Raw genomic sequence first — 10,511 nt, forward strand, 5'->3', positions numbered from 1 at the left:
CCTTCTCTTAAAAACAATTATGCCTGCTTGATCAAACCATCTCCTGCTTCACTGCTGGTTAACCAAAACAGCTAATCGCCCTTCTCTTAAAAACAATTATGCCTGCTTGATCAAACCATCTCCTGCTTCACTGCATGTTAACCAAAACAGCTCATCGCCCTGGAAAAGTACTAAAATACTATCTTATTACCCGTTGTTTGTAAACTCTCGCTTCACTTGTCTCCCCGGTAGGATCCACACCTGTATCAGAAGCTTTTTTGGTTTCAATAATTTCTTGTGCATGCAACTTACCTTGTCTCCCCGGCAGGAATCGAACCTACATTAGAAGCTTAGAAGGCTTCCGTTCTGTCCGTTGAACTACGGGGAGAAATTCAAAGCCCCGACGGGGCTTCCTTGAGCCAAAATATACCAGTGTTACTTCGCGGGGTCAACAGCGCGTATCTGCTCGCTCTGGAGTCTTTCCATGGTTTTTTCTTTTTCATCATACGTTTGTAAGACGCGCTGCAGCGCTTCTCTGTTTATGGTCTTGACGCCCGCCGCCGCCTGATCCAATGATAACCCATCGTTCAGGTTATCACGATACACAATGTGATACATACTGAACGTAATAATAAACAGGTTTATGCCGAAAAATACCAACACGAGTATCTTCCAACCTCTTGTGGGATTCACGTTTATTTTGGTATGGTCCTTTCCTTTACCAAGAAATCGCTCTTTTAGTTGTGTGATGTCAATATCCATATTCATGTTTTCAAAAAGCTCAACAAAGAGATCTTGAAATCTCCTGACCAAAATGTTGTCGCTTTACCTTCTACTATGCGTTCCACATATCTTAGGTTCACACTCTCCACTTCAATACGCATGGGCACCGACTCCACAAGTGCTAAAAAATAAAGCGTACTCTCCCAGTCTCCCTCTGTGCTAAATCTCAAAGACAGTGCCTCTCCGCCATCTTTGGTAACGTCCACTGATTTGAGCTCCGGTGACACTCCCGCATGTCTGCCGAGGGATTCTATCTTCCCGATGAATCCGACGATACCATCTCCGCTGACAAACAATGAATCCATCTTTTCTCGGTCACCCGCTGTGTCAGCCACCAAGTGTTTTATAGACTTAAGTTTTTCTCCACTCTGCTCGTATGCTTGTATCTGCCCCGCAAGCATTGCCACATCAGCGCTTTTCTCTTTCATAAACTGGAGAGCATAGAGGACAAGACCGACAACCAAAATATTCAAGACAATGGCCGTCAAGAAGAATAATTTGGTTTTTCTCTGCAAGTTTTTCCAAAACATCATGGCTTCATACGACTTACTGTCACATTCCCAGGGTGATCTCCATGGAAAATTCAATATCACGCTCCTTCACAAAATTTGAAACCGGTACCTCCACGTTGGTGAAAGAACCTTCTCGTTCAAGTACTTTCGCAAAGGCAAGCAATGATTCCCTATCGGGAGAAACACCGGTCAGTCGAACAAGCGCGGAATCATTTTTTGCCTTTTCATATGCCAAACCTGTGATGCGAATACTCCCCTTACGGTCAATAATGGCACCGAACACCCGATCGTAGATGTGTTCGGCTTTATCGCCTCCTTGAAGTATCTTTATTTTCTTATTCGTTTCTTCAATGATCCGGTCAAACTCTTCCGTGGCCGGCACTCCTTGGCTTGTCAGCATGTTGAGCCGATCACGGTTGGCCTCCCCCGTGGCCGCCAAAGAAATATAGAAAGAAATGATAAACACAATCATTATCAGCAGGGTCGCAAAAATAAAGTACAGCGCCGTAACAGCGAGGCGCGCGAAATATTCTTCTCTTACTTTTTTCTTTTCTTCAAGTGGTAGCAGGTTGATCATACGCTTGTGTCGTCCTTGGTATCACTGGCGCTTGCGAGCGCGAGGCCGATAACGGACGCATACCCCAATGCCTCGTTAGCAGGTATTTCCGGAATATAATTTTCAAACGAATTCACGTTGCACCACGGGTTGGCTATCTCTACTTTGATCTTCAGGCTTGCGGAAAGATAGTCCGTCAGTCCCGCCAAGTTCGCACCGCCTCCGCACATAACAATTTTACCGATCTTCCCGCCTCCTCTCTCTTCCATGCCGTGCGTGTGCCAGTAAATATACAATTTATTGATCTCGTCCCGAATAATGGATATCGTGGACAAAACGGCTTGGAAAAATTCTTTGTCGCCCGCGCTCTTTGATATCTTTTTCTCATTTTTCATCCGGTACGCCTCCTCGGGGCTAATGGAAAAATGCTTCTGGATCGCCAGAGAGATCGTGTCACTCCCGACATTGATTGTAGAAGTGAAACGCACCGCCTCGCCGCTCACGATGGAAATGCCCATGCGCGTGTCTCCAAAATCAATGACCATGTATGTCCCCTTATCTCCTCTCGGAAGAACCGCCCGGGCAATGGCCTGTGCTTCTATTTCAAAAGAAACGGGCATGATGCCGGTATCGGTAAACATGTCTACATATTTTTTCAACTCGTTCTGGGGAAGCACGGAAACGGCAACGTCCACATACCCTTTCCTCTGCTCTGTTTTTTTTATCACGCTATAGTCAAAAACCGCCTCACTCACCGGAATGGGAACATAGTCTTCAAGTTGAAACGCGATACTGTTGCGCAATTCGTCGCCGGAGATGTCGGGGGTTTCCATTTTTACCATATATGCCCGCTCCTCGGGGAGCGACACATGCGCGAATTCTATCCCGTATTTTTCATGGAACGCTCTCAGAACTTTCCGGAGTTCCTCCGGCTTTTTTAATTCACCGGAAACAATAATGCCTTCGGGTATTTGCATCTCGCCAAAGCGCCCGATCACAAGACCCTTTTTGCCTTTCTTAAAATATAAAAATCTGATCCTTCTGTCTGAAACATCAAGCCCCGCCGATTTCATTTGCAGAAATTTTGGCGGAGGGAAAAAATCGGTAAATACTCGTCTCGTGTTCGTATATTCCATCACCTACTATTATATCGTGCTGACAGCGTTAACGAAAGTATTATGTGCACATCTTACGAGCGATTCTCCGTGTTGTTTCCCTTTCTGCCCTTGATCAGTTCGGACGCTATGGGAAGAAACGATACCACGATGATCCCTATGACGATCGGCAGAATGTACTGATCAATGCCGGGGATGACCGTTCCAAGAAAATATCCGAGAAGCGTGAGGCCTGTCCCCCAGAGGATTCCCCCGATAATGTTGTACCGCAAGAATGTAGCATAGGGCATACTCCCCACTCCCGCGAGGATCGGCGTGAAGGTGCGCACGATGGGCACAAAACGCGCAAGTACCACTGCCCGTGAGCCGTATTTAAGATAAAAAAGGTGGGTGCGTTCAACGTGCCGCTTGTTAAAAAAGAAAGAATCTTCCCGGGTAAATATTTTGGGGCCAACCTTCGCTCCAAACCAGTACCCCACGCTATCGCCAAGGATCGCTCCTGTGGATATGGTGATTGAGAGTAGCCAGGGATTGAGGAACCCTTGCGAGGCAAGCAACCCTGCCGTAAAAAGCAAGCTGTCGCCGGGAAGGAAGAAGCCGAAAAAAAGACCCGATTCGGCAAACACGATGGCAAACAGACCAAGGTATCCGAATGCTTTGATAATTCCTATGAGATCAAAATGTAATACATCAAACGGTAACATTATTTTATTTCACTGGCGTTCCCGGCGGCACATCGCCACGTCCGGGATTTAATGTCGTTACGAAGTCGGAGCCAACCACGTAGAGGATCATCCCTTCGCTTACGACTCCTTTGATCGTCCGCGGCGGCAGGTTGGTAAGTACGGGTACTTGTCTCCCCACAAGCACCTGCGGGTCCGAGAAATGCTCTGCGACTCCCGAAACGATCTGCCGCTCTCTTTCTTCGCCTAAATTTACACTGAAGCGCAAGAGCTTGTCCGTATCGGCCACCTTCTCCGCGGAAGTGATGGTGCCGATCCGTATATCCAGTTTTGAGAAATCTTCAAAAGAAATCGGTTCTTTGTTATCCATGGTGTTGTTTGTCCAAATAGCTTTGCAAAATAATTGCCGCCGCTGAAGCATCAAGGGAACCCACGTCTCCCTGCATATGTTTTGCCTCGGCGGATGTCATGAATTCCCGTTCAAAGTGAACTGGTAGATGTGTGGCACTTTCTAATTCTTTTTTAAACGGAGTAATGTGCTCCATAAGCGGGTTTGGTTTCTGCGCGTAGTTCAGTGACTCCCCCATGACGATCTCGGCCACCCCTTCCGTGCTGCACAGCGCTTCTACTTTTGAAAGAAGATGCTTATCGTTCGACAAGACGGTTCTCGGAAATGCCATACTGCCTCCGTCGTCAGAAAGAGCGATCCCCACTCGCTTGGTGCCATAATCAATGCCCATAAATTTTTTGTTGAGGGACATGTCTAGAGCATATCATACTATCCGCCGTTTTTAGTCTTAGGCAACTTCCCTATGACTTGAGATACTCTTTGATCTTTTGGGCGATAATACGCAAGTTCTCTTCAAATACTTCGGCATTTGCTTCAAGCAAGGTGATCCGAAATCCATAGAGATCGGAATTGAAGCCGGAAAGCGGCACCACGCAGATCCCCGCGCCGGCCATCAGGTAGTACGCGAACTGCTTGTCCAAAGAAACGGCGGGAATGACGCGCTCTGTATACTCTTTGGCGTCTTGGTTTGCTATATGGAGCGATTGCTTTTTGTTGAGTACTCCGTCTTCAAACACCACGGACATATAAAACGCGCCTTCAGGTCGGAGCGCGATGACACCTTCCACCTCTTTGAATATCCGATAGGCCATGTCCGCTTTTTTACGATATTGGAGCGCTCTTTCCTTTAAGTACGGCTGATAGCGCGGGTCGGAGAGGATTTTGGGCAACGCTTTTTGCGGCAGGGTTGTTGAACACACTTCAAGCGTTTTCGCGTCCACCAGGCTTTTAATGTATCGCGCAAAAATGGGGTCAGCTTTTTTGTTGTACACCTCTATCCAACCGCACCGCGCGCCCGGCCATGGCACCTCTTTTGAAAGTCCGCGCATGACGATTGCCGGAACGTCGTTGCCGATAAGCTCGTAGAGCGGCACCATGCGATCCGTACCATAATAAATATTTGCGTAAATTTCGTCAGAAATAAGAAAGAGATCAAATTCGCGCGCAATATTCACGATCTCTTCCAGTATTCGTTTGGGGTACACCATTCCCGTCGGATTGTCGGGGTTGATGATGAGGATGCCTGCAACGGACGGGTTGTACTTAACCTTATTCCTGATGTCTTCCATGTCAGGAAGCCAGTTGCGGTACGGGTTCAGCCGATAGGTGATGTGGCGGGAACCCGCGTGAGCGCCTTCAGCCGAAGAGTGTGTCGGGTACGCCGGATTGGGCCCAATGACTCTTGATCCTCTGTTGAGATAGGTATAGATGATGGAAATGGCATCACCGAGACCGTTGAAAAAAAGTATATCCTCGGGGTCAAGCATAACCCCTGATTGCCTTTTTCTCAAATCCGATATGAATTGCCGCGCTTCTAAAAGCCCTTTCGTTGGAGAATATCCGTAGCTTGAGTCGTCGTTCGTAATGATGTCGCTTACGATATTTTTGATCCATTCCGGTATCGTGACGCCTTTGGCAACCGGGTCGCCGATGTTTTCCCAGCGCATCGGTATTCCTTTTTTCTCAAGCTCCCTCCCGGCTTCCACGATCTCGCGGATCTCGTAGGTAAGCTCGCCGGCGCCGATGTGCACAATGTTGTTTCGCATTGACTCCACAATACTATATTTTGCGGTAGAAAAGCAAAAACTCAAGAGTCTGTCTCGTTCGCCGATTCATTGCCTTTTCAAGTGATTTTGCTATGATGCACAGTATGGAAGCATTTTTTGAAGAAAATATATGGGTACTGATTGTTCTTTCGCTTTGGGTGTTACCGTGGAAGGGATATGCGCTCTGGCTGTCGGCGCGTAATTCACACAAGGGATGGTTTATCGCCCTGCTCGTGATCAACACGCTCGCCATTCTTGATATCATTTACATATTCTTCGTCGGCAAAAAAGCCACCAAGAAGATGTCGGATGGTGACACGGGAATGAACGCTTAGTGAGGTAAGCAATCCTTTCGGATAAAAGGTTTCATGCCAAAGCAAAAGAACTTAAGGAAGTTTTTGTGCTTCCGCACTGTTTGTTTTCGTTGGTGTTTGTGTAAGAAAGAGCAACGACAATTTAAAATATATTGGAGGGATGGCTGAGTGGTTGAAGGCACCGGTCTTGAAAACCGGAGTGTGGGAAACTGCACCGTGAGTTCGAATCTCACTCCCTCCGTTACGATTTTTCAAAATATCCTGAACGGGTATTTTGGAAAAGCGTCATAGACGCGGGATGAGATTCGAAAGGCGGAGCTTGGGCAGTGCAGAGCATTGCAAACAAGCGAGCCCGGGTAGGAGCCACACAATATTTTTGAAGCGAAGCGAACAAAAATATTGATGTGAGCTGACACCGAATCTCACTCCCTCCGCTACGATTTATTTTGATACCGTTTCCACAGGTATCAAAAGGGAGCGTTTGTCTGTGGGATGAGATTCAAAAGGTGAGAAGAATCTCGCGCTGTCGGTTGAATGTGGTTAGTTGAGGTCGTAGCGCGACCCGTGGTGCTTAATCCGGTAACAAATGAAACAAAAACAGTCCCGATATCATCGGGACTGTTTTTGTTTCATTTGTATCAACTCTTATTTAATTTTCATTCTCAATATCTCACAAACGCTCTTCGGCTTTTTTTATTATACCATGTACTGCGGAAAAATCTTTTTCGTCTTGCGGATATATGTTCTTGGCTCGGATGCCGTGTAAAACCTGCCTTGCTGCCGGTAGGCAGGCGCTCCTCGCTTGTTGAAATAAAAAGCCGCCACATATTCGTGGCGGCTTTTAAAAAACATGAGCTACTGTAAACTTTTTTCTACTGTTCGCGTTGCCGCTAAGACGCGGGACAGAAAAACAAACTCTCCCGAGAGGTCGGCGTACACATTCTGAAATCCATCTTCCGCAAGCGACGAGAGCACATGGTACGCGCCTCTTCCCAGATTTGCAAAATAGTCATCAGGGACCCGAAGCCGCCGCGCGCGTTTGGGAAACAGTCCGGCATACAAGAGACACGTGTCTCCGACCTCCTTCAGCGCATTTTTTCTTTCTGCGCCCCGAAAATTCAACGCCTCCATTAATTCAATGGATAAAACACTCCCTGCCATTTCCCGCTTTCTTGTATAGCGCATGAGGAGAAACACCAGATAGCTTTCAATGTCTGGGGGAAGCTGGCAACCAACTCGGTACTCTGCATCGTTTACCAACACATACCACGGTGCAACCTCTTTTGAAGGGGTCAGAATAGCTCCCATATATTCCCTCCTTTTGCGTGCGAGCACATGAAGAACGTCTTGTTTCATAAAAGCACACAATAAAAAAAGCTGCAACAACGTGCTTTTAGCTTGCGGAGTAGTCGTTCTCTTTACTATACTGAATAGAAGATACGTAAAAAATTCAGAAGCATTCTTAAACCCCAAAACCAATTGCATGGAACAAGAAAAGATACGGTGGAGCGCCGCGGAATACGAACACAAAAAGCACAGCACCGACTGGTTTTGGGCGGTTGGCATTATCGCGCTCTCGCTTGCCGTAACCGCCATCATTTATAAAAACATTCTCTTTGCCGTTTTTATCGTACTTAGCGCTTTTACGCTCCTGTTGTATTCAGCGCGAAAGCCGCAGGTCCTCTATTTTGAGCTCAACCAAAAAGGGGTGCGGATCGGCGACGCGCTCTACCCCTACCATGCTCTGAAATCATTCTGGTTGCGCGAAAACAATAATGGCGTCAAACTTATTCTTGAATCTCAAAAAGTGCTCATGCCGCATATGTCCATTCCTCTTTCTCCTGAAGTAAATGTTGACGCGGTGCGCGCGTTCCTCTTGGTACACTTACCCTCGGAAGAACAGAAAGAAAGTGTTTCTGAAGCGCTCATGGACTACCTTGGTTTTTAGAGTTCCTAAGAACTCCAATATATGCTACATTCTAGGGGACAGCTCGTGCTGTCTTTTGTTCTTAAATCACTGCCCTCGTCGTTCAATGGATAGGACATAAGCTTGCGGAGTTTAAAATCGAGGTTCGATCCCTCGCGAGGGCATAAAACAAAGAAGCTGGTGCCTCCTGGTAAAAAATAAAAGCCGCCCGAAGGGCGGCTTAAGTTTTAACTATCAGCAAGAGATCAGTTCCAAAGATACGGCTCGAGATCCGGCGCACCGGGGCCATTTTTTAATCCGTATGGATCAACAACGATCCAACCATTATCTACCCTTCTGCGTACATAGTCTGGATGGTTGGGGTCATATTTGCGAACCGTAAAATGGAGATGGGGAGTAGCGGTGGTGCCAACATTTGACACCGTTCCGATCTGAGTCCACTTGGCAATATAGGTTCCATACTGAGCAGTTTGAAGCCAATAGGGAATGTTTGTCATGTGGGTGTAGTACGTCTGATACAGCCCTTCAGGAATGGAGTGCTGAATGCAGATTTGCCCGTATGTAGGAGTGTATCCGCAAAAGGTTCCAGCCTCCACGGTGTGCACGGTTGTCCCCGCATCTACCGCAAAGTCATAGCCGCGGTGGTTGTCGTAGTAGAGGTACGTCTTGTTTTCGATATACGGCACCCCGTCAAACTCCCAGTTGCCGCCGCCGTCTTTCTTAAAGCCAATCTGACCGCCTGAATAATTGTAACCATTCCAGTAATTGCCCGTCTCGTTCATGCGGCTTCGCATGTAGTACGAACGATTATCAAGGTCGGGTACGGCAGTGACGTTGTTCTCGCTATACGGGTAATGCCCCGCGAGCGGGAACCAGAACGTGCCCGCAAAAGCGCCGGGGGCAAACACGAACGAAAAAAGCACGGCGAGCGTGCAAGCAAACTTCTTCATCAGGATCTCCTTTGATGTATGTGAAAAAGAAAGAACAATCCTTGCTAAAATTAGCAAGGTGACAACAGTGTAGCATTCTTGTTTTTTTTTTACAAATCAGTATTATACAAAGCATGAAAAAGACATATCTATACGCTGCGATTGCTATGCTCACTTTAGTGATAATTGGAATGGGTTCTGTGTTGGTTGGCTATATGCGAGACGACATTGTTTGGGAAACATATACAAATATGGAGTCGGGGTATACTGTCGGCTATCCTGCCGAAAAGGGTGCTGTTTCTGAAAGAGGCGCAACATCGGCTGGCTATAGACTTATGCGGGAAGATGAGGCCGACCATAAAGTGTTCACTTATTTGACCGATGTCAATATTTCACGCCCAATTGGTGTTGTGCATTGTGCTTATACCGGTCATCTGTACGATGATCTTTTTAACGATATGTCCCTTAGGGATTATGCCGTCACTCTTTATAACCACAAACTGGAAGACAGTGCCTTCCCAATACGATCTGTACAGCCTGGAGCAAAGGATAAATTTGCCGGCCGCGAGGCCTATCCATTTATTCTTGCTGAGGACTCGGGTTTCCACTCTATTGACCGGGAGGTGACTCAATATATTGTTACTGAAAATACGGAAGGTCAAAAATGTACCATTTCTTACGGCACCTACGATTTAGGTGTTTATCTATACCCTGAGTTATTCGACATTAAACAGCAGTGGCTTAATTCATTCCAGTGGATTAGGTAACACATGCATTATCAACACAAAAAAATAGGCTGGTTAATTCGGCCTATTTTTTCCTTCAAGACCATATATTTTGTTTCGTTCCTCACCAAATATCTAGAGAAAGTTTTTTGAATCTGTGCGCACTCGCTTCTCAACCCGGGGACCTCTCAGTATCAGCTTGCCCAGGCCGAAGAATTGGGAGCGGAAAAATCAACGAACGACGGGCAGTCCTTTTTCTTTCCATTCCGTGATCCCTCCTTTGAGGTTGGAGACGTTCTCAAATCCGCGTTTTTTCATAATATCAAGCGCCGCTCCCGCACGTCCGCCGCTCTGGCAGTAGACAATGCACTTCTTGTCTTTTGGAAGCGCGTCTATCTCTTCAAGAAAAGAGGTTTGACGTATATCGGTATTGATACTGTCTTCAATGTGGCCGTCCGCGTATTCCTCTTTCGTGCGCACATCAAGCACAAGCGTACTTTTGCTCCGGATCTCTTCATGGGCTTCTTTTGTGTCAATGGAGTCTTTGGAAAAAAACATACGTATCTATTAACAAAAAATCCTCCTGGGAGGATCTTTTTTTAGAACCCGTCTCAAAATAAATGGCGTAGCGAGAGCATTTTTTCTCGTGCGAGGCGCAGTTGCGGAAAACGAGCCGTATCGAGATACGGCGAGTTTGAGCGGCAAGTCGTAGCCGAGAAAAAACGATCGCAGTAGCCAAGCGTTATTGCATCTTTATTCATAGCGGTTTATTTTGAGACGGGTTCTAGCTTACTTTCTTGATCATCGCGGACAGGCGTGACTTTTTGCGGGCGGCGGTGTTCTTCTTTATCACTCCGCGCTTTGCGGCCTTAT

At 46.9% G+C, this 10,511-nt stretch carries 14 protein-coding genes and 3 tRNA genes; 5 read left to right on the plus strand and 12 right to left on the minus strand.

Annotated features, from left to right (window positions below; all coding sequences use genetic code 11):
- Nucleotides 1-295: 295 nt before the first annotated feature.
- From AAB523_03050 to AAB523_03090, 9 genes are all read right to left on the minus strand, one after another.
- Nucleotides 296-367, minus strand: a tRNA-Arg gene (locus AAB523_03050).
- Between the two features lie 47 nt (nt 368-414).
- Nucleotides 415-747, minus strand: coding sequence for a hypothetical protein (locus AAB523_03055; GenBank protein ID MEK7556236.1), 333 nt, complete (start codon nt 745-747; stop codon nt 415-417).
- Complete coding sequence (locus tag AAB523_03060; GenBank protein MEK7556237.1) at nt 744-1,295, minus strand: hypothetical protein; 552 nt, start codon at nt 1,293-1,295, stop codon at nt 744-746. The genes AAB523_03055 and AAB523_03060 overlap by 4 nt, the downstream gene beginning before the upstream one ends.
- 19 nt (nt 1,296-1,314) lie before the next feature.
- Entirely contained in the window at nt 1,315-1,851 is a 537-nt protein-coding gene (locus AAB523_03065) for a hypothetical protein (GenBank protein ID MEK7556238.1), read from the minus strand.
- Nucleotides 1,848-2,966 (minus strand): pilus assembly protein PilM, encoded by a 1,119-nt coding sequence (gene pilM, locus AAB523_03070; protein MEK7556239.1) that lies wholly within the window; start codon nt 2,964-2,966, stop codon nt 1,848-1,850. Before pilM ends, AAB523_03065 begins: the two co-directional genes overlap by 4 nt.
- Before the next feature lie 53 nt (nt 2,967-3,019).
- The gene (locus AAB523_03075; protein MEK7556240.1) at nt 3,020-3,649 is read right to left on the minus strand and encodes a DedA family protein; all 630 of its coding nucleotides are present in this window, start codon (nt 3,647-3,649) and stop codon (nt 3,020-3,022) included.
- A 4-nt stretch (nt 3,650-3,653) separates the two neighbouring features.
- Complete coding sequence (locus AAB523_03080; protein ID MEK7556241.1) at nt 3,654-3,998, minus strand: hypothetical protein; 345 nt, start codon at nt 3,996-3,998, stop codon at nt 3,654-3,656.
- Nucleotides 3,991-4,389 carry a Holliday junction resolvase RuvX gene (gene ruvX, locus AAB523_03085; protein ID MEK7556242.1) on the minus strand — a complete coding sequence of 133 codons (399 nt, stop codon included), beginning with the start codon at nt 4,387-4,389 and terminating at the stop codon, nt 3,991-3,993. Before ruvX ends, AAB523_03080 begins: the two co-directional genes overlap by 8 nt.
- Before the next feature lie 49 nt (nt 4,390-4,438).
- Nucleotides 4,439-5,743: a pyridoxal phosphate-dependent aminotransferase gene (locus AAB523_03090; GenBank protein MEK7556243.1), complete on the minus strand. Its 1,305-nt coding sequence runs from the start codon at nt 5,741-5,743 to the stop codon at nt 4,439-4,441.
- Nucleotides 5,744-5,847: 104 nt separating this feature from the next.
- Between AAB523_03090 and AAB523_03095 the strand changes: the two genes are divergently transcribed.
- Together AAB523_03095 and AAB523_03100 are read left to right on the plus strand one after the other, a co-directional pair.
- The gene (locus AAB523_03095) at nt 5,848-6,078 is read left to right on the plus strand and encodes a DUF5652 family protein (GenBank protein MEK7556244.1); all 231 of its coding nucleotides are present in this window, start codon (nt 5,848-5,850) and stop codon (nt 6,076-6,078) included.
- Between the two features lie 133 nt (nt 6,079-6,211).
- Nucleotides 6,212-6,298, plus strand: a tRNA-Ser gene (locus tag AAB523_03100).
- A gap of 614 nt (nt 6,299-6,912) precedes the next feature.
- On the opposite strand, the gene AAB523_03105 is transcribed toward AAB523_03100, so the two are convergent.
- On the minus strand, nt 6,913-7,413 hold the full coding sequence (locus AAB523_03105; protein MEK7556245.1) for a hypothetical protein: 501 nt from the start codon (nt 7,411-7,413) through the stop codon (nt 6,913-6,915).
- Nucleotides 7,414-7,540: 127 nt separating this feature from the next.
- Between AAB523_03105 and AAB523_03110 the strand changes: the two genes are divergently transcribed.
- The gene (locus AAB523_03110; GenBank protein ID MEK7556246.1) at nt 7,541-8,005 is read left to right on the plus strand and encodes a hypothetical protein; all 465 of its coding nucleotides are present in this window, start codon (nt 7,541-7,543) and stop codon (nt 8,003-8,005) included.
- A gap of 71 nt (nt 8,006-8,076) precedes the next feature.
- A tRNA-Arg gene (locus tag AAB523_03115) sits at nt 8,077-8,148 on the plus strand.
- Nucleotides 8,149-8,229: 81 nt separating this feature from the next.
- Here the strand turns inward: AAB523_03115 and AAB523_03120 are convergent.
- Nucleotides 8,230-8,934 (minus strand): M23 family metallopeptidase, encoded by a 705-nt coding sequence (locus AAB523_03120; protein ID MEK7556247.1) that lies wholly within the window; start codon nt 8,932-8,934, stop codon nt 8,230-8,232.
- A gap of 113 nt (nt 8,935-9,047) precedes the next feature.
- Here AAB523_03120 and AAB523_03125 point away from each other — a divergent pair, with 113 nt between their 5' ends.
- Nucleotides 9,048-9,680: a hypothetical protein gene (locus AAB523_03125; GenBank protein MEK7556248.1), complete on the plus strand. Its 633-nt coding sequence runs from the start codon at nt 9,048-9,050 to the stop codon at nt 9,678-9,680.
- A 189-nt stretch (nt 9,681-9,869) separates the two neighbouring features.
- Here AAB523_03125 and AAB523_03130 read toward each other — a convergent pair whose 3' ends face one another.
- Entirely contained in the window at nt 9,870-10,196 is a 327-nt protein-coding gene (locus AAB523_03130) for a rhodanese-like domain-containing protein (protein ID MEK7556249.1), read from the minus strand.
- Nucleotides 10,197-10,511: the final 315 nt, after the last annotated feature.

The organism is Patescibacteria group bacterium (assembly GCA_038063375.1).
Lineage (GTDB): Bacteria > Patescibacteriota > Minisyncoccia > Phycocordibacterales > JANLHH01 > JANLHH01.